The 18,996-nt window shown below is 55.6% G+C and carries 18 protein-coding genes; 15 read left to right on the top strand and 3 right to left on the bottom strand.

Annotated elements, in window-relative coordinates:
• The first annotated feature begins 2 nt into the window (after window positions 1–2).
• The 4 genes from SOM82_RS14250 (at window position 3) to sixA (ending at window position 4,601) form a co-directional block, all read left to right on the top strand.
• The gene (locus SOM82_RS14250) at window positions 3–287 is read left to right on the top strand and encodes a YfcZ/YiiS family protein (RefSeq protein WP_154127487.1); all 285 of its coding nucleotides are present in this window, start codon (window positions 3–5) and stop codon (window positions 285–287) included.
• A 162-nt stretch (window positions 288–449) separates the two neighbouring features.
• A complete protein-coding gene (fadI, locus tag SOM82_RS14245; RefSeq protein ID WP_320459704.1) occupies window positions 450–1,760 on the top strand; it encodes an acetyl-CoA C-acyltransferase FadI in 1,311 nt (436 codons plus the stop codon).
• Window positions 1,760–3,907, top strand: coding sequence for a fatty acid oxidation complex subunit alpha FadJ (gene fadJ / locus SOM82_RS14240; protein ID WP_320459705.1), 2,148 nt, complete (start codon window positions 1,760–1,762; stop codon window positions 3,905–3,907). Before fadI ends, fadJ begins: the two co-directional genes overlap by 1 nt.
• Before the next feature lie 208 nt (window positions 3,908–4,115).
• Window positions 4,116–4,601, top strand: a complete 486-nt coding sequence (gene sixA, locus SOM82_RS14235; protein ID WP_154127485.1) for a phosphohistidine phosphatase SixA — start codon at window positions 4,116–4,118, stop codon at window positions 4,599–4,601.
• Window positions 4,602–4,646: 45 nt separating this feature from the next.
• Here the strand turns inward: sixA and smrB are convergent, their stop codons facing one another.
• Window positions 4,647–5,198 (bottom strand): endonuclease SmrB, encoded by a 552-nt coding sequence (gene smrB / locus SOM82_RS14230; RefSeq protein WP_154127484.1) that lies wholly within the window; start codon window positions 5,196–5,198, stop codon window positions 4,647–4,649.
• Window positions 5,199–5,355: 157 nt separating this feature from the next.
• Between smrB and prmB the strand changes: the two genes are divergently transcribed.
• The 6 genes from prmB (at window position 5,356) to SOM82_RS14200 (ending at window position 9,907) form a co-directional block, all read left to right on the top strand.
• Window positions 5,356–6,288 carry a 50S ribosomal protein L3 N(5)-glutamine methyltransferase gene (gene prmB / locus SOM82_RS14225; protein WP_154127483.1) on the top strand — a complete coding sequence of 311 codons (933 nt, stop codon included), beginning with the start codon at window positions 5,356–5,358 and terminating at the stop codon, window positions 6,286–6,288.
• Window positions 6,289–6,349: 61 nt separating this feature from the next.
• Window positions 6,350–7,435 carry a chorismate synthase gene (aroC, locus tag SOM82_RS14220; RefSeq protein WP_320459706.1) on the top strand — a complete coding sequence of 362 codons (1,086 nt, stop codon included), beginning with the start codon at window positions 6,350–6,352 and terminating at the stop codon, window positions 7,433–7,435.
• A 2-nt stretch (window positions 7,436–7,437) separates the two neighbouring features.
• On the top strand, window positions 7,438–8,262 hold the full coding sequence (mepA, locus tag SOM82_RS14215) for a penicillin-insensitive murein endopeptidase (RefSeq protein ID WP_154127481.1): 825 nt from the start codon (window positions 7,438–7,440) through the stop codon (window positions 8,260–8,262).
• On the top strand, window positions 8,262–9,071 hold the full coding sequence (locus SOM82_RS14210; protein WP_154127480.1) for a sulfite exporter TauE/SafE family protein: 810 nt from the start codon (window positions 8,262–8,264) through the stop codon (window positions 9,069–9,071). The genes mepA and SOM82_RS14210 overlap by 1 nt, the downstream gene beginning before the upstream one ends.
• Window positions 9,071–9,619, top strand: coding sequence for an elongation factor P hydroxylase (locus tag SOM82_RS14205; RefSeq protein WP_154127479.1), 549 nt, complete (start codon window positions 9,071–9,073; stop codon window positions 9,617–9,619). The genes SOM82_RS14210 and SOM82_RS14205 overlap by 1 nt, the downstream gene beginning before the upstream one ends.
• A 9-nt stretch (window positions 9,620–9,628) precedes the next feature.
• Complete coding sequence (locus SOM82_RS14200) at window positions 9,629–9,907, top strand: YfcL family protein (RefSeq protein ID WP_100779413.1); 279 nt, start codon at window positions 9,629–9,631, stop codon at window positions 9,905–9,907.
• A gap of 106 nt (window positions 9,908–10,013) precedes the next feature.
• Here the strand turns inward: SOM82_RS14200 and mnmC are convergent, their stop codons facing one another.
• Window positions 10,014–12,026: a bifunctional tRNA (5-methylaminomethyl-2-thiouridine)(34)-methyltransferase MnmC2/FAD-dependent 5-carboxymethylaminomethyl-2-thiouridine(34) oxidoreductase MnmC1 gene (gene mnmC, locus SOM82_RS14195; RefSeq protein WP_320459707.1), complete on the bottom strand. Its 2,013-nt coding sequence runs from the start codon at window positions 12,024–12,026 to the stop codon at window positions 10,014–10,016.
• Between the two features lie 158 nt (window positions 12,027–12,184).
• On the opposite strand from mnmC, the gene fabB reads away from it, so the two are divergent.
• Together fabB and SOM82_RS14185 are read left to right on the top strand one after the other, a co-directional pair.
• A complete protein-coding gene (gene fabB, locus SOM82_RS14190) occupies window positions 12,185–13,402 on the top strand; it encodes a beta-ketoacyl-ACP synthase I (RefSeq protein ID WP_320459708.1) in 1,218 nt (405 codons plus the stop codon).
• 203 nt (window positions 13,403–13,605) lie between these two features.
• Window positions 13,606–14,784, top strand: a complete 1,179-nt coding sequence (locus tag SOM82_RS14185; protein ID WP_320459709.1) for an MFS transporter — start codon at window positions 13,606–13,608, stop codon at window positions 14,782–14,784.
• Window positions 14,785–14,826: 42 nt separating this feature from the next.
• On the opposite strand, the gene flk is transcribed toward SOM82_RS14185, so the two are convergent.
• Window positions 14,827–15,831, bottom strand: coding sequence for a flagella biosynthesis regulator Flk (gene flk, locus SOM82_RS14180; RefSeq protein WP_320459710.1), 1,005 nt, complete (start codon window positions 15,829–15,831; stop codon window positions 14,827–14,829).
• Between the two features lie 118 nt (window positions 15,832–15,949).
• Between flk and pdxB the strand changes: the two genes are divergently transcribed.
• From pdxB to truA, 3 genes are all read left to right on the top strand, one after another.
• Window positions 15,950–17,086: a 4-phosphoerythronate dehydrogenase PdxB gene (pdxB, locus tag SOM82_RS14175; protein WP_320459711.1), complete on the top strand. Its 1,137-nt coding sequence runs from the start codon at window positions 15,950–15,952 to the stop codon at window positions 17,084–17,086.
• 67 nt (window positions 17,087–17,153) lie between these two features.
• On the top strand, window positions 17,154–18,167 hold the full coding sequence (locus SOM82_RS14170; protein ID WP_320459712.1) for an aspartate-semialdehyde dehydrogenase: 1,014 nt from the start codon (window positions 17,154–17,156) through the stop codon (window positions 18,165–18,167).
• Complete coding sequence (truA, locus tag SOM82_RS14165) at window positions 18,167–18,979, top strand: tRNA pseudouridine(38-40) synthase TruA (protein WP_320459713.1); 813 nt, start codon at window positions 18,167–18,169, stop codon at window positions 18,977–18,979. Before SOM82_RS14170 ends, truA begins: the two co-directional genes overlap by 1 nt.
• Window positions 18,980–18,996 lie beyond the last annotated feature (17 nt).

Raw genomic sequence — 18,996 nt, 5'->3', positions numbered from 1 at the left:
CTATGAGTAAATGCAGTGCTGATGAAACCCCGGTTTGCTGCTGTATGGATGTCGGTACCATCATGGATAACACCGATTGCACCGCGTCTTACAGCCGTGTATTCAGCAAACGTAGTGAAGCTGAAGAAACCTTAGCCGCGCTGACTCAACGCGCGCGTGATGTTGAATCCGATCCTTGTGAAATCAAATCCACCTTCACCGAAGTGAACGGCGGCGTACAGCTCGATATTGACTTCGTTTTTGCCTGCGAAGCAGAAACACTGATTTTCCAGCTCGGCTTGCGTTAATCCCTTCTTAAGCGCCTCTGTCTCTTCAGGGGCGTTTTCTTTTTCTTCTCTGTGTTTTAGCTCGCAATTTTTCGTTTCCCTGATTGGCTGAATGTAAAAAAATGGTTAAGACTGTTATCAGGTCAGACCACTTTGCGCTTATGTCATTTACAGGGGAGTGTTATGAGTCAGGCATTACCGCTTGTCACCCACCAGGGCGACCGCATTGCCATTGTCAGTGGATTGCGTACTCCGTTTGCACGTCAGGCGACGGCATATCATGGAATACCGGCTGTCGATCTGGGGAAAATGGTCGTCGGGGAGATGCTGGCTCGCAGCGAAATACCTCCCGATGTTATCGAACAGCTGGTTTTCGGCCAGGTTGTTCAGATGCCTGAAGCGCCAAATATCGCACGCGAAATTGTGCTCGGCACGGGCATGAGCGTTCATACCGATGCCTATAGCGTCAGCCGGGCCTGTGCAACCAGTTTCCAGGCCGTCGCGAACGTGGCAGAAAGCTTGATGACCGGAACCATCCGCGCAGGTATAGCCGGAGGGGCCGACTCGTCCTCTGTTTTGCCGATCGGCGTCAGTAAAAAGCTGGCGCGCGTGCTGGTTGACGTCAATAAAGCCCGCACCATGGGGCAACGCCTCAAGCTCTTTTCCCGCCTGCGTCTGCGCGATCTCGCGCCTGTACCGCCAGCGGTCGCCGAATATTCCACGGGCCTGCGTATGGGGGATACCGCCGAGCAGATGGCGAAAACCTACGGCATTACGCGTGAACAGCAAGATGCCCTGGCGCATCGTTCGCATCAGCGCGCGGCGCTGGCGTGGTCAGAGGGAAAACTCGCACAGGAAGTCATGACGGCCTATATCCCGCCGTTTCGTGAACCTCTCTGCGAAGATAACAACATTCGCGGAAGCTCGACGCTCGCGGATTATGCCAAATTACGCCCGGCGTTTGATCGCCAGCACGGCACCGTCACGGCGGCAAACAGCACGCCGCTGACCGACGGGGCGGCAGCAGTGATCCTGATGACTGAATCGCGGGCGAAAGAACTCGGCCTGGTTCCGCTGGGCTATTTACGCAGCTACGCCTTTACCGCCATTGATGTCTGGCAGGATATGCTGCTGGGGCCGGCCTGGTCCACGCCACTGGCGCTTGAGCGCGCAGGATTAACCCTTTCTGATTTAACCCTTATTGATATGCATGAGGCCTTCGCCGCACAGACGTTGGCTAATCTGCAGTTGCTGGCCAGCGAACGTTTTGCCCGCGATGTATTGGGCCGCGCGCATGCGACGGGGGAAGTGGATGAGAGCAAATTTAACGTGCTGGGCGGTTCTATTGCCTACGGTCACCCGTTTGCCGCCACCGGCGCACGCATGATTACGCAAACGCTGCATGAACTTCGCCGTCGCGGCGGAGGATTTGGTCTGGTCACCGCCTGTGCCGCAGGTGGTTTGGGCGCGGCGATGGTTCTGGAGGCTGAGTGATGGAGACAACGTCTGCTTTTACCCTGACGGTGCGTCTGGACAATATCGCGGTCGTTACGATCGATGTACCGGGCGAAAAAATGAATACCCTGAAGGCCGAATTTGGCGTTCAGGTGCGTGCCATTCTGAAACAAATTCGCGAAAACAAAGATATTCGTGGCCTGATTTTTATCTCTGCCAAGCCTGATAATTTTATCGCTGGTGCGGATATCAATATGATTGCCCGGGCTGGCAGTGCGCAAGAGGCTGAAGCGCTGGCTCGCCAGGGGCAACAAATTATGGCAGAGATCCACGGCCTGCCAGTCCCGGTTATTGCCGCAATCCACGGCGCCTGCCTGGGTGGGGGGCTTGAACTGGCTCTCGCGTGCCACAGCCGTATTTGTACGGATGACGCTAAGACGGTTCTCGGCTTGCCGGAAGTGCAACTCGGGCTATTACCGGGGTCGGGTGGGACTCAGCGCCTGCCGCGCCTGGTGGGAGTCAGTACCGCGCTGGAGATGATTCTTACGGGTAAGCAACTCCGCCCGCGTCAGGCGTTGAAGGCCGGACTGGTAGATGAAGTTGTTCCGCAGGCCATTCTTCTGGAAGCGGCCGTTGAGCTGGCCCTGAAGGGCAGGAAGAGCAGCCGCGATTTACCGGTACGCGAGCGTATCCTCGCCGGGCCGCTCGGGCGCACGCTGTTGTTTAAAATGGTCGGTAAGAAAACCGAGCAAAAAACCAAAGGTAATTATCCGGCGACAAAACGGATTCTTGAGGTCATTGAGACGGGGCTGGCGCAGGGCAGCAGCAGCGGCTATGCAGCTGAGGCCAACGCATTTGGCGAACTGGCAATGACGCCGCAGTCACAGGCTCTACGCAGCGTCTTTTTTGCCAGCACCGAAGTGAAAAAAGATCCCGGAAGCGATACCGCGCCCGCGCCTCTGCAAGCCGTTGGCGTGCTGGGCGGCGGACTGATGGGCGGCGGCATTGCATTTGTGACCGCGAGTAAAGGCAAACTGCCTGTCCGTATAAAGGACATCAATCCCAAAGGGATTAACCATGCGCTGCAATACAGCTGGCAGCTTCTCGATAAAAAGGTCAAACGCCGCCATATAAAAGCGGGTGAGCGGGACAGAGAGCTGGCGTTGATTTCAGGCACTACAGATTACAGCGGTTTTCAGCACCGCGATGTGGTGATCGAAGCAGTCTATGAAGATCTGGGGCTGAAACAGCAGATGGTGGCGGAAGTCGAGCAAAATTGTGCAGCGCACACCATTTTTGCTTCCAATACCTCGTCGCTGCCGATTGGCGATATCGCCGCTCGAGCCGCGCGCCCGGAGCAGGTTATCGGTTTGCACTTTTTCAGCCCGGTGGAAAAAATGCCGCTGGTGGAAGTCATCCCCCATGCGACAACCAGCCCGCAAACGATCGCCACGATCGTTAAACTCGCTAAGATGCAGGGTAAAACGCCGATTGTGGTGGCGGATAAAGCCGGATTTTACGTTAACCGAATCCTGGCTCCGTATATCAATGAGGCGATGCGGCTGCTGACGGAAGGCGAAAAAATCGAGCATATTGATGATGCGCTGGTCAAGTTTGGTTTTCCGGTTGGACCAATCCAACTTTTGGATGAGGTTGGAATTGATACAGGCACTAAAATTATACCTGTGCTTGAAGCCGCATATGGAGAACGTTTTGGTGCGCCTGCAAACATTGTTTCTGCGATCTTGAATGACGATCGCAAAGGCAGAAAAAATGGACGCGGTTTCTATCTTTACGCAGTAAAAGGGCGTAAAAGCAAGAAACAGGTTGACCCTTCAGTATATGGGCTTATTCAGGCCAGCGGCCAGGGAAAACTGTCAGCGCAGCAGTGCGCTGAGCGCTGCGTCATGATGATGCTCAACGAAGCGGCTCGTTGTTTTGATGAGCAGGTCGTTAAAAGTGCGCGCGACGGCGATATTGGCGCCGTATTTGGTATTGGTTTTCCACCTTTCCTGGGTGGCCCGTTCCGTTATATGGATAGCCTGGGTGCGGCTGAAGTTGTGGCAATTTTGCAGCGTCTGGCATCACTTTATGGTCCGCGATTCACACCGTGCGAACCTTTATTACGGATGGCAGAAAATAACCTGCGTTTTTGGTCCGCACAGGAAACTGACCTCGTAAACTAAGGTCAAAGAAGAGTATATTCCGGAGTGAATGAACCTGTTTTGGCGATTTTGTAAACAGATATTGACTATACTTACGCCATTAAGGTAAAAAACAGCGTTTCATTCACGGAATGGATCAGGCACAATGCCCGGCCATCGGGTTTTCTGCCTTTTGATGTTGTAGCGGGTAGTCAACGCCGGTGATTCTGGTTAACAAAAGCGGTGCAATATGCAAGTTTTTATCATGCGTCACGGCGACGCGGCACTCGATGCCGCCAGTGACTCTGTTCGTCCTTTGACAACCTGTGGCTGTGACGAATCCCGTCAAATGGCAACGTGGCTCAAGGGTCAAAAAGTGGACATTGAACGTATTCTGGTGAGCCCGTTCCTGCGAGCAGAACAGACGCTGGATGTGGTGGGGGAGTGTATGAACCTGCCAAAAAGCGTGGATGTTCTTCCGGAACTCACTCCTTGCGGCGATGTCGGCCTCGTCAGCGCATATCTTCAGGCGCTGTGCAACGAAGGCGTCGCGTCCGCGCTGGTGATTTCCCATCTGCCGCTGGTCGGCTACCTGGTCTCTGAACTCTGTCCTGGCGAAACGCCACCGATGTTCACCACCTCTGCCATTGCCAACGTCACGCTCGACGAAACCGGCAAAGGGACCTTTAACTGGCAAATGAGTCCGTGCAATTTGAAGATGGCTAAAGCTATCTGACGTGACGTACGAGTTGGCGGGTAGCACGTGCCACCCGCCAGTCAGTCAGGGCAGCTCCGGTGGTTGCCACTCTTCTACCTCAATCAACACCAGCAGCGCGGCATCTCCACCATACTCTTTTGGGGCCTGGTGAAACGCCATCACGTGTGGATGCTGAGCCAGCCACAGCGGTGTTTGCTGTTTGAGAATATGCTTTCCGTGACCGTGCATCACGCAGGTGCAAAACACATGCTCGCGACGACACGCGGCAATGAGTGCCCCCAGCTCCTGTTTAGCCTGCATCTGCGTCAAACCATGCAAATCAAGAAACAGTTCTGGCGAATAATCTCCCCGGCGTAACTTTTTCAGCTCAAAGTGGCTGACGTCTTCGCGGACATATTTCACAGCCCCTTGCGTGTTGAGCAGAGGCTGAAATTCGTCTGAAAAATAGTGACTGTTATCCGCCTGTTCCTGAAGCAGCCGTTTGACCGGCACCTGCGTCACTTTTTTGCGTACCGGACGATGGACAATAGTGTCCTGCGTGATTTGACGCGTCCCGCTCATAAGCTGGCGAAACAGCGACTGTTCCTCCTCGCTAAGCGATGTTTTCTTTTTCATTAGTCGGTCTCATCTCTTATTTCCCTTAGTTTACCTGAGGGAGGCGCAAGCAAAACGCATTTTTTCACCCATCCCACGCCGTCCCGGTGCTGATTTATCGCCGTCTTCATGGCAAACTAGCCGCCGAAAATTACGCAAGCATGCCCTGGAGAGAATAATGGATAAAATATTTGTCGATGAAGCAGTAAACGAACTGCATACCATTCAGGACATGTTGCGCTGGTCGGTTAGCCGCTTCAGCGCCGCCAACATCTGGTATGGCCACGGCACGGATAACCCCTGGGATGAAGCGGTTCAACTGGTTCTGCCATCGCTTTATTTGCCGCTGGACATTCCTGAAGACATGCGTACTGCGCGTCTGACCTCCAGCGAAAAGCACCGCATTGTCGAGCGCGTGATTCGCCGCGTCAATGAACGTATTCCGGTGGCTTATCTCACCAACAAGGCCTGGTTCTGCGGTCACGAATTTTTCGTTGATGAACGCGTACTGGTTCCGCGTTCACCGATTGGTGAGCTGATTAACAATCACTTTGCTGGTCTGATCGACCATCAGCCGCAGCACATTCTGGATATGTGTACCGGCAGCGGCTGTATCGCGATTGCCTGCGCGTATGCCTTCCCGGAAGCTGAAGTGGATGCGGTGGATATCTCCAGCGACGCGCTGGCGGTTACCGAGCACAATATTGAAGAGCACGGTCTGATTCATCACGTGACGCCGATCCGCTCCGATCTGTTCCGCGACCTGCCAAAACTGCAATACGATCTGATCGTCACCAATCCGCCGTACGTGGATGCGGAAGACATGTCCGATCTGCCGAATGAATATCGCCACGAGCCAGAGCTGGGTCTGGCATCCGGTTCTGACGGCCTGAAGCTGACGCGCCGCATTCTGGCCTGCGCGCCGGATTATCTGACCGATGACGGTATTCTGATTTGTGAAGTCGGAAACAGCATGGTACATCTGATGGAGCAGTACCCGGACGTGCCGTTCACCTGGCTTGAATTTGACAACGGTGGCGAAGGCGTCTTCATGCTGACCAAAGCGCAGCTCATCGCCGCGCGTGAACACTTCAGCATCTACAAAGATTAATCCAGCGGGCTTCGGCCCGTTTCACAACGCTCAAACACAGAACAACGACAACGGAGCCGTGATGGCAGGAAACAGTATTGGACAATTATTCCGTGTAACGACTTTCGGTGAATCACACGGTCTGGCATTGGGTTGTATCGTTGACGGCGTGCCGCCGGGTATCGAACTGACCGAGGCCGATTTGCAGCACGATCTCGATCGCCGCCGCCCTGGCACCTCGCGCTACACCACGCAGCGTCGCGAGCCGGACCAGGTCAAAATCCTCTCTGGCGTCTTTGAAGGCCGCACCACCGGCACCAGCATTGGCCTGCTGATTGAAAATACCGATCAGCGGTCGCAGGATTATGGTGCCATTAAAGATGTGTTCCGTCCGGGACATGCCGATTACACCTACGAGCAAAAATTTGGTTTTCGCGACTATCGCGGCGGTGGACGCTCTTCCGCGCGTGAAACCGCGATGCGCGTTGCGGCGGGAGCCATTGCCAAAAAATATCTGGCGCAGAAATTTGGCATCGTGATCCGCGGCTGCCTGACGCAAATGGGTGATATCCCCCTGGCAATTAAAGACTGGGATCTGGTTGAACAGAATCCGTTCTTCTGCGCTGATGCCGATAAAATTGACGCTCTGGATGAACTGATGCGTGGCCTGAAAAAAGAGGGCGACTCCATTGGTGCGAAAGTGACCGTTGTGGCTGACGGCGTTCCGCCAGGACTCGGCGAACCGGTATTTGATCGTCTGGATGCGGACATCGCGCATGCCATGATGAGTATCAACGCGGTGAAAGGCGTTGAAATTGGCGATGGTTTTGATGTGGTCGCCCTGCGCGGCAGCCAGAACCGCGATGAAATCACAAAAGACGGTTTCCAGAGCAATCACGCTGGCGGCATTCTTGGCGGGATCAGCAGCGGGCAGCAGATTATTGCTCATATCGCGTTGAAACCGACCTCCAGTATTACCGTTCCCGGGCGGACTATTAACCGCTTTGGCGAAGAAGTTGAGATGATCACGAAAGGGCGTCACGATCCTTGCGTAGGTATCCGTGCAGTCCCTATCGCTGAGGCGATGCTGGCAATCGTACTCATGGATCATTTCCTGCGCCAGCGCGCGCAGAACGCAGACGTGACGACCACTATCCCACGCTGGTAAACATGAAAAAAACCGCAATTGCTCTGCTGGCCCTGCTTGCCAGTGGGGCCTCTCTGGCAGCCACCCCGTGGCAGAAAATTACCCATCCGATTGCGGGCAGCGCGCAGTCGATTGGCGCGTTTGCCAATGGCTGTATCGTCGGCGCGCAGGAACTGCCGTTGCAGTCCACGACTTATCAGGTGATGCGTACCGACCAGCGCCGTTACTTTGGTCATCCGGATCTGGTGCTGTTTATCCAGCGTCTGGGTAACCAGGTACACAATCTCGGCATGGGTACGATGCTGATTGGTGATATGGGGATGCCAGCAGGCGGTCGCTTTAATGGTGGGCACGCCAGCCATCAGTCGGGCCTGGATGTCGATATCTTCCTGCAACTGCCGAAAACGCGCTGGACTTCGGCGCAACTGCTTAAACCGCAGGCGCTGGATTTAGTCGCTCGTGACGGTAAAAATATTGTCCCTTCGCTATGGTCGCAGCAGGTTTCCAGCATGATCAAGCTGGCGGCAAAAGATAATGATGTGACGCGCATCTTCGTCAATCCGGCGATTAAACAGCAGCTGTGTCTGGATGCCGGAACCGATCGCGACTGGCTGCGCAAAGTGCGCCCGTGGTTCCAGCATCGGGCGCATATGCACGTCCGTTTGCGTTGCCCGGCCAACAGCCTCGAATGTGAAGATCAGCCGTTACCCCCGCCGGGTGATGGCTGTGGTGCCGAGTTGCAAAGCTGGTTTGAACCGGCAAAACCTGGAACAACTAAGCCTGAGAAGAAGACACCGCCTCCGTTGCCGCCTTCCTGCCAGGCGCTACTGGATGAGCATGTACTTTAATGGATAACTTCGTCGATCTGTTTATGGTGTCTCCGCTGTTGCTCGGGGTGCTATTTTTCGTTGCTATGCTGGCAGGCTTTATTGATGCACTGGCGGGGGGCGGCGGTCTGTTGACGGTTCCCGCGCTGCTGGCGGCAGGGATGACTCCGGCTCAGGCGCTGGCGACAAATAAACTGCAGGCGTGCGGCGGTTCGCTCTCTGCATCGATCTATTTTATTCGCCGTAAGGTCGTCAGTATCGCCGATCAGAAGCTCAACATTTTGATGACTTTCATCGGTTCAACCTCCGGCGCGCTGCTGGTGCAGCATGTTCAGTCCGACATCCTGCGGCAGATCTTACCGATCCTGGTGATCTGCATTGGCCTCTACTTTTTACTGATGCCTAAACTTGGCGAAGAAGACCGTCAGCGCCGTCTTTATGGATTGCCATTTGCATTGGTGGCGGGCGGGTGCGTCGGTTTTTACGACGGATTCTTCGGGCCGGGAGCCGGATCGTTTTACGCTCTGGCGTTTGTGACGCTGGCTGGTTTTAATCTTGCCAAATCCACCGCGCACGCCAAAGTGTTGAATGCCACCTCCAATCTGGGCGGTTTGCTGCTGTTTATTATTGGCGGCAAAGTGATCTGGGCGACCGGTTTTGTGATGCTGGTGGGACAGTTTTTGGGCGCGCGCGTCGGTTCGCGTCTGGTATTGAGCAAAGGGCAGAAGCTTATCCGTCCGATGATTGTGATCGTCTCGGCGGTAATGAGTGCCAAACTTCTTTATGACAGCCATGGACAGGAGATCCTCCACTGGTTGGGGATGAACTAATGAACAGTACGCATAAATATGAGCAGCTGGTTGAAATTTTCGACGGCTGTTTTGCTGATGATTTTAATACCCGTCTGATTAAAGGCGACGACGAACCGATCTATCTTCCTGCTGATGCCGACGTGCCCTATAACCGAATTGTTTTTGCGCACGGTTTTTACGCCAGCGCACTGCATGAGATTTCCCACTGGTGCATAGCCGGGAAAGCCCGTCGCGAGCTGGTCGATTTTGGATACTGGTATTGTCCGGATGGCCGCGATGCCGCCACGCAGGGGCAGTTTGAAGATGTGGAAGTGAAGCCACAGGCTTTCGACTGGTTATTTTGCGTGGCTGCGGGCTTTCCGTTCAACGTGAGTTGCGACAACCTGGAAGGGGATTGCGAGCCGGACCGCATTACGTTCCAGCGCCGCGTCCACGCCCAGGTGATGGAATATCTTGAGAAAGGCATCCCGGAACGTCCGGCGCGTTTCATCAAGGCATTACAGAATTATTACCACACGCCGGAATTAAAGGCGGAACACTTCCCGTGGCCGGAAGATCTTAACTGAGGAAAGAAGATGATCGCAGAATTTGAATCACGCATTCTGGCGTTAATTGATGACATGGTGGAACACGCCAGTGACGATGAACTGTTTGCCAGCGGTTATCTGCGTGGTCACCTGACGCTTGCAGTAGCGGAACTGGAAGCAGGCGACGATCACTCGCCGGAAGCGGTTCACGCTGAAGTGAGCCGGGGTCTGGAAAAGGCTATTCAGGCGGGCGAGCTCTCCCCGCGTGACCAGTCATTAGTGCTGGGGATGTGGGACAATTTGTTCCAGCAGGCGAATCTGAAGTAATCGTTTTTGCCCGGTGGCGCTGCGAGGTAAAAGCAAAACGACAACCTTTGGTTGTCGTTTTTAGTGTTTTCTCCCTCTCCTGTGGGAGAGGGGCGGGGTGAGAGCTTCAGTCCGCACCCGACTTCACCGGTTTCCCCTTCAACAACTTCCTTACCCACAACCGATTTGGATTCAACCCAGCCAGCGTCGTTCTATCAAGCGGGATCGGCTCATCGCTCATCTGCGATGCCAGAATTTCTGCCGCCAGCGGGGCGGAACATAATCCTCGCGAACCCAGCGCGCCAATCATGAAAAGGTTGGGATAAACCGGTGCATCCACGGCGGACTCTTTGTGTTCCGCGAGATCCTGATAGGCGGCGAGCGTTGCGTCGTAATCCGGCACGTTGCCGATTGCAGGAAGATGATCGCGGGTGGCGCAGCGCACGCCGCAACGCGCCTGGCCGCTGCTTACATCCACCTCTTTTGCCCAGTCGGCCTGCGGGAAGCAGTCAATCAAACGCTGGCGATTCTGCTGCTGATCCTCTTCGCTGTAGCGCGCTTCTGTCTCGCCGCGATGATAGCTGGCCCCCACGCAGTGATGACCGTTAGCCGGATTTTGCGGCGTCAAATAACCGTCGTAACACAGCACCTGGCGAAGATGGCTCAAGGCCGGCGTGGTGGGAACATGGCTCACCTGACCGCTAACCGGATAGACCGGAAGATTCTCTGTTTGCGGAAAATCACCCATGCGGTAGCCGTTTGCCAGAACCACGCTGGCGTGCTGCGCCTGCATCCCATTGCTGAAGCCCAGCTGCCAATTTTTTTCGTCGTATGCCAGCGATACCAGCTCCGCATCGTAGTGCACGTTCAGCCCACGAGACTGCGCAAGTTCAATCACCGCGGCGGTGAGCTCAGCCGGATACAGCCATCCTCCAGCCGGATAGTGAATACCGCCGCAGTCGGTTTGCAGCCCGGTATTCTCATGGACCTGTCGGGCATCGACGGCCTCGGCGATTTGCGAAGGTAGACCCAGACTCAGCATCTGCTCGATTTTGCGCTGGCTTTTTTCGTCCCAGCCGAGCTGCGTGACCCCACACCAGTCATGATCAAATTTGACAGGAAGGGCGTCGTAAAGCCGACGGGCAAAGGTAAACGCCGTCGGGAAAAACTGGCTTAGCGCCGGATCGTGGGCGCTCAGAAGCGGGTACAGCGCCCCCTGACGATTACCGGACGCGCCGCCCGCAGCAGCCTTATCGGCGCAATATAATGTCACCTGCCAGCCGCGCTGGAGTAGGGCGAGCGAAAGCAGGGCGCTGGCGATACCGCCGCCGATAATCGCCGTTTCACGCGTTTCAGCACGCCAACGGGAGAACCAGGGCGTGCGGCCGGGAAACGTTAATTCCTGCTCCATGACGCCGGTCAGCATTTCTCGTTTACGTCCAAAACCTTTGCATTTTTGCAGGGTAAAACCGGCGGCCTGTAAACCGCGACGCACGAATCCGGCGGAGGTGAACGTCGCCAGCGTTGCGCCGGGACGTGCCAGTCGCGCCATCGCTGTGAATAAATGTTCGCTCCACATGTCCGGGTTTTTCGCAGGAGCAAAACCATCTAAAAACCAGGCGTCCACTTTTTGATTCAGAGAATCGTCGAGTTTGTCCGTGAGCTCATTGATATCCCCTAACCATAAATCCAGCGTCACGCGTCCACCGTCGAGCAGCAAACGATGGCATCCGCCGATCGGCAACGGCCACTGCACCTGTAACTGCTCTGCCCAGTGAGCGAGCTCGGGCCAGTGTTGATGGGCAAGGTTAAGGTCATGAGCGGTGAGCGGAAATTTTTCGAAACTGATGAAATGTAATCTTTGTAGCGTAGCGTCAGGGTGTGCGGCAGTGAACTGGTCAAACGCCTGCCAGAGGGTGAGGAAGTTTAACCCGGTGCCAAATCCGCTCTCTGCTACCACGAACTGGCTGCGGGGATGGACAGGAAATCGGGTGCCGAGATGATTTCCGTCGAGGAAAACATAACGCGTTTCTTCCAGTCCGTTATCATTAGAGAAATAGACATCGTCAAAATCTCGGGAAACAGGTGTACCCTCAGCGTTGAACTCAAGGTTGGCGGGTTGTATGGCGTTTTGTTTCACGTAAGTTACTCGTCTGACAGGCAGTGGCACGATCTTAACGATGTCAGCCCGATGGTGCAAATTTCCACAGAATTTGTCTGATCGGACTTGTTCAGCGTACAAGTGTACGCTATTGTGCGACTCGAAACTTAAAATAGTATGACTTACAGAGGTATTGAATGAAACGTGCAGTGATTACTGGCCTGGGCATCGTTTCCAGCATCGGTAACAACCAGCAGGAAGTCCTGGAATCTCTGCGTGAAGGACGCTCGGGGATCACTTTCTCTCAAGAATTCAAAGATTCTGGTATGCGTAGCCACGTGTGGGGTAACGTCAAACTGGACACCACCGGTCTGATTGACCGCAAAGTGGTCCGTTTCATGAACGATGCCTCTATCTACGCTTACCTCTCAATGCAGCAGGCTGTCGAAGATGCTGGGTTGAAAGAAGAGGTTTATCAGAACAACCCACGCGTGGGCCTGATTGCAGGTTCCGGTGGCTCTTCTAAATCTCAGGTGTTCGGCGCAGACGCAATGCGTAGCCCGCGCGGCCTGAAAGCGGTCGGTCCTTACGTTGTGACCAAAGCGATGGCGTCTGCGGTTTCCGCTTGCCTCGCCACCCCGTTCAAAATTCACGGTGTGAATTATTCTATCAGCTCCGCATGTGCAACTTCTGCACACTGTATCGGTAGCGCGGTTGAGCAGATTCAGCTCGGCAAACAGGATATCGTTTTTGCTGGCGGCGGCGAAGAGCTGTGCTGGGAAATGGCCTGCGAGTTTGACGCGATGGGCGCACTGTCCACCAAATATAACGAAACGCCGGACAAAGCGTCCCGTACCTATGATGCGAGCCGCGATGGTTTCGTTATCGCTGGCGGCGGCGGTATGGTCGTGGTTGAAGAGCTGGAACACGCCCTGGCGCGTGGCGCGCACATCTACGCTGAAGTGGTGGGCTACGGTGCGACCTCCGATGGCGCAGATATGGTTGCTCCATCAGGCGAAGGCGCAGTGCGCTGTATGAAGCTGGCGATGGGCGGCGTTGATACCCCAATCGACTACCTGAACTCCCACGGTACTTCTACTCCGGTAGGCGACGTGAAAGAGCTGGGTGCTATCCGCGAAGTGTTTGGCAATAACACCCCGGCGATCTCTGCGACCAAAGCGATGACCGGTCACTCACTGGGTGCTGCTGGCGTGCAGGAAGCTATCTACTCTCTGCTGATGCTGGAACACGGCTTTGTCGCGCCAAGCATCAACATTGATGAGATGGATGAACAGGCTGCCGGTCTGAACATCGTGACCAAACCTACTGAACAAGCGCTGACGACGGTGATGTCCAACAGCTTCGGCTTTGGCGGTACCAACGCCACGCTGGTGATGCGTAAGCTGCCGGCTTAAGACTCCGGTTTGCTGGAAAAAGGGAGCCTCAGGCTCCCTTTTTTGCATTGACAACGCCCTGATATGACAGGCAAACTCCAGCTTCAACATTATCTTCCTGATAATGCGTAAGCGTTTAACGTCAACCAACGCACCTTAATCCTGATAGTCAGGTAGAGGGGGCGTGGCATTTCCCCGCCTTACTCTTCATTTCGGAGTAATGCATGACTGTAGTCACTCAAACAGAAAAATCCTCTTCAGCGAATGTCTCGCTGTTTCGCATCGCTTTCGCCGTATTTCTGACTTACATGACCGTCGGCCTGCCGCTGCCCGTGATTCCGTTGTTTGTTCACCAGGAGTTGGGCTATGGCAATACGCTGGTCGGTGTCGCGGTGGGAATTCAATTTTTAGCGACCGTATTGACCCGCGGCTATGCCGGTCGGCTTGCCGATCAGCATGGTGCTAAACGTTCAGCGCTGCAGGGAATGTTTGCCTGCGGGCTGGCGGGTGGGGCATGGCTGCTGGCGGCGCTGCTGCCGATAGATGCCATCTATAAATTCGCATTATTGATTGTCGGACGCCTGATCCTGGGCTTTGGTGAAAGTCAGCTTCTGACCGGGACGCTCACCTGGGGCATGGGGCTGGTGGGCCCGGCGCGCTCAGGCAAAGTGATGTCGTGGAACGGGATGGCGATTTACGGGGCGCTGGCCGCGGGCGCACCGCTGGGGTTGCTGATCCACAGCCATTTTGGCTTTGCCGCGCTGGCGGGAACCACCATGGTGTTACCACTCCTGGCGTGGGCGTTTAACGGTACCGTTTGCAAAGTGCCTGCTCATCAGGGGGAGCGCCCATCGCTGTGGAGCGTGGTGGGCCAAATCTGGAAACCGGGTCTGGGCCTGGCGTTACAGGGCGTAGGGTTTGCCGTGATTGGCACCTTCGTATCGCTCTACTTTATGAGTCGTGGCTGGGCGATGGCGGGCTTCACCTTAACCGCATTCGGCGGAGCCTTTGTAATGATGCGCGTGCTGTTTGGCTGGATGCCGGACCGCTTTGGTGGGGTCAGAGTCGCCGTGATTTCGCTGGTTATCGAAACGCTCGGTCTGGTATTACTTTGGCAGGCACCTGATGCGTGGATCGCGTTGCTGGGCGCGGCCTTAACCGGCTGCGGCTGCTCGTTGATCTTCCCGGCGCTCGGCGTTGAGGTTGTTAAACGCGTCGCGCCGCAAATCCGTGGCACGGCTCTCGGTGGCTATGCGGCATTTCAGGATATCTCGTATGGCATAACCGGTCCGCTGGCAGGGCTGCTGGCGACATCATTGGGTTATCCGTCTGTGTTCCTGGCGGGAGCCGTCTCGGCGGTGGTGGGGATTGTGGTCACGCTGGTGGCGTTCAGGAAAGCATAACGACGATCTCACCCCTCTCCATGCGGGAGAGGGGTGAGAGGATCAGGCAACCAGCCAGAACAACGCCAGAGCGACCATCAGCGCAATGAACATCAGTCCCGGGCGCGCAGAGAGTGATTTCATCGTATCCATGACCGGGGCGAACAATGGACTATAAATTGGCTGAATATTTCGGGCTTCGGGAACGCCGCTGTCGCGCTCGGCACGACGGATAAAGATCTGATTCAGTAAATCCTGCACCTGCGCGGTAGTCAGCACCGTTTGCGGCGTGACCTGCCAGTTCTGCTGCGCGTATTCGCGTACGGCTTCAAATTCTCGTGGTTCAAGCGGCTGTTTCAGCGCGGCCTGAAGCGTATGCAGCGTAGGTGCCGTCTGAGTACTCAGCGTCTGGCGAGCCTGAAGCCAGGTCACCAGATGGGTAAATTGTTTTGCCGGGATCAGCTCACCCGCTTTTACGCCAGAAAGCTCCAGCATTGATTGCCAGATTAGCTTGTTCGATTCGCCCGTTGCTGCGGCAAGCCGGGTGACCATCTGCTTGAGAGTATTATGTTCTGCTGGCAACAGCGGACGTTCAGTCGCAGGCCGTTGCTGCGGCTGAGGGATAGAAAGCTGGTTGCTTTGCAAAAGGGTTAAGACGGTTTTCAACTGGTCCGGCGTCAGCTGACTCAGGGCCGTTTGACCAAACTGCTGACGGATAAAGTCGCTCACCGCCTGGCGGTTATTCCCCTGGCTTAACAGCTCGGAGAGTTGCGACACCATCTGGCGAGTGGTGTGATTTTGCTGCGCGGTATTCATGCGCAGATTCAGATTTTGCTCGGCCGCAGGGAAGTGACGCGACAACAATGGCGTGTCACTTTTCAGTCCCAAATCGTGTTTTACCCCGGCCCACACTTCCGCATTCTGCTGCGAGGTGAGCGCCACCAGGCGAGTGATCAGCCGCTCCAGCACGGTGCGCTGCTGCGTAGACAGAGGCTGCTCTCCGGCGGGGGAGGGCGTAACGGGACCTTCACCCGGAGGGCGCGGCGGCGTACCTGAAATGGGCTGCATCGTTATAAATCCTTAAAGTCATGACTCACCGTAAACCAGCTGACCCGTACGAGTATGCCTGGCGGCGAGATTATGGCACACTTGCCCGGTTAACTTCCTCTCAAACAGGTACTCAGACGTGAAAATCCTCGTTGATGAAAATATGCCTTACGCTCGTGAGCTCTTTAGCCGCCTGGGTGACGTCAAGGCTGTTCCCGGTCGTCCCATTCCACTTGCAGAACTTGACGATGCCGACGCACTGATGGTGCGTTCTGTCACCAAAGTGAATGAGACGCTGCTGTCAGGGAAGAGCGTCAAATTTGTCGGAACGGCCACGGCGGGAACCGATCATGTGGATGATGTCTGGCTGGCTCAGGCCGGTATCGGATTTTCGGCAGCCCCCGGCTGTAACGCCATTGCCGTGGTGGAATACGTTTTTTCTTCCCTGCTCATGCTGGGCGAGCGCGATGGTTTTGCGCTGAAAGACCGCACTGTAGGGATTGTCGGGGTCGGTAATGTGGGTGGACGTCTGCAAAAACGGCTTGAGGCGTTAGGGATCCGCACGTTGCTCTGCGATCCGCCGCGTGCCGATCGCGGTGATGAAGGCGAATTTCACACGCTGGACGAACTGGTTGAGCAGGCGGATGTCATTACGTTCCATACACCATTGTTTAAGGATGGCCCGTACAAGTCGCTGCATCTGGCCGACGAGGCGCTCATCCGCCGTCTTAAGCCCGGCACTATTCTGATAAATGCCTGCCGTGGGCCGGTGGTGGACAACGCTGCGCTGCTGACGTGTCTGGAAGCGGGACAGGATCTTAGCGTGGTGCTGGATGTCTGGGAGCCTGAGCCGGATCTGGACGTCGCGCTACTCAGACATGTTGATGTTGCCACCGCACATATTGCGGGCTATACGCTGGAAGGCAAAGCGCGCGGGACCACTCAGGTCTTTGAAGCCTATAGCGCTTTTATCGGGAATCCGCAGCAGGTTGCACTCGATACGCTGCTGCCTGCACCGGAATTTGGCCGTATCTCACTGCACGGTCCGCTCGATGAGTCTTCGCTAAAAAGGCTGGTGCATTTAGTGTATGATGTGCGCCGCGATGATGCGCTGCTGCGAAAAGTGGCAGGAATTCCAGGGGAGTTTGACACGTTGCGCAAGAATTATCTCGAACGCCGCGAATGGTCATCCCTGTATGTGATCTGTGACGATGCCGATGCGGCAGCGTTGCTGAACAAACTGGGTTTCAACGCTACGCATAACCCGGCGCGTTAATGTCTTCTTAATGCTCCCGGCCGGAGACTCCGGCGGGGACGCTGTTTCATTTCTGGAGTAAACCACCATGTCTGAAGGCTGGAATATTGCCGTACTGGGTGCCACTGGCGCTGTGGGCGAAGCCCTGCTCGAAACACTTGCGGAGCGTCAGTTCCCGGTGGGCGAAGTGTATGCACTGGCGCGTGCTGAAAGCGCAGGCGTTGCGCTGCGCTATGAAGGGAAAACGGTTCGCGTGCAGGATGTCGCGGAGTTTGACTGGACACAGGCGCAGTTAGCGTTCTTTGCTGCGGGTGTGGAAGCATCGGCGGCGTGGGCTGAAGAGGCGGCCAACGCGGGTTGTCTGGTGATCGATCTGAGCGGGTTATTTGCCCTGGAGCCTGATGTTCCGCTGGTGGTGCCGGATGTGAACCCGTTTGTCCTGGCTGACTACCGTAACCGCAATATTATTGCGGTGCCGGACAGCCTGACCAGCCAACTGCTGACCGCGCTGAAGCCGCTGATTGACGATGGCGGTTTATCGCGTATTACCGTGACCAGCCTGCTTTCAGTGTCCGGGCGCGGTAAAAAAGCGGTAGATGCGCTGGCAGGGCAGAGCGCAAAATTGCTGAACGGTATCCCGGTTGATGATGACGACTTCTTTGGCCGCCAACTGGCGTTCAACATGATGCCGATTCTGCCGGATCGTGAAGGTAACGTCAGCGAAGAGCGACGCATTGTCGATGAAACTCGCAAAATTATGCAGGACGAAGGTCTGATGATCTCCGCCAGCTGCGTTCACACGCCTGTTTTTTACGGCCACGCGCAGATGGTGAACTTTGAAGCGCTGCGTCCGTTGGCGGCAGAAGAGGCGCGTGACGCCTTTGAGCGCGGCGAAGATATCTCGCTCAGTGAAGCGTCTGAATTCCCGACTCAGGTGGGCGATGCGACCGGCAATGCGCGTCTGTCCATCGGCTGTGTGCGCAACGATTACGGAATGCCGGAGCAGGTCCAGTTCTGGTCTGTGGCCGACAACGTTCGCTTCGGCGGCGCGCTGATGGCGGTGAAAATTGCTGAGAAACTGGTGCAGGAGTATCTGTACTGATGTCAGAAGTGGAACAAAAGCCAGTCCATAAAATTGCCCTCGGGATTGAATACGACGGCAGCAAATATTATGGCTGGCAGCGTCAGAATGAAGTGCGCAGCGTTCAGGAAAAGCTGGAAAAAGCGCTCTCTCAGGTGGCGAACGAACCGATCAACGTGCTGTGCGCCGGTCGTACCGATGCGGGTGTTCACGGCACGGGCCAGGTCGTGCATTTTGAAACCACGGCAGTGCGCAAAGATGCGGCGTGGACGTTAGGCGTAAATGCGAATTTGCCTGGTGACATCGCCGTACGTTGGGTCAAAGATGTGCCGCATGATTTTCATGCGCGGTTTAGCGCAACGGCTCGTCGCTATCGCTACGTTATCTATAATCAGCGGCTGCGCCCGGCGGTACTCAGCCAGGGGGTGACTCATTTTTATGAGCCGCTGGATGCAGAACGTATGCATCGCGCCGCGCAGCTGTTGCTCGGCGAAAATGACTTTACCTCGTTTCGCGCTGTGCAGTGTCAATCGCGCACGCCGTGGCGAAACGTGATGCACATTAACGTCAGTCGTTATGGTGCATATGTGGTGGTCGATATCAAAGCAAATGCCTTTGTACATCATATGGTGCGGAATATCGTTGGCAGCCTGATGGAAGTAGGCGCCGGACACCAGCCGGAGAGCTGGATTGCAGAACTGCTGGCGGCGAAGGACAGAACGCTTGCGGCAGCAACGGCGAAAGCGGAAGGGCTGTATCTGGTTTCTGTTGATTACCCGGATCGTTTTGACCTTCCAAAACCGCCAATGGGCCCGCTGTTTTTAGCGGACTAACGCAGTTGCAATTAAGG

Source organism: Lelliottia sp. CFBP8978 (assembly GCF_034046055.2).
GTDB lineage: Bacteria > Pseudomonadota > Gammaproteobacteria > Enterobacterales > Enterobacteriaceae > Enterobacter.
This window is presented reverse-complemented; position numbering and strand designations above follow the sequence as displayed.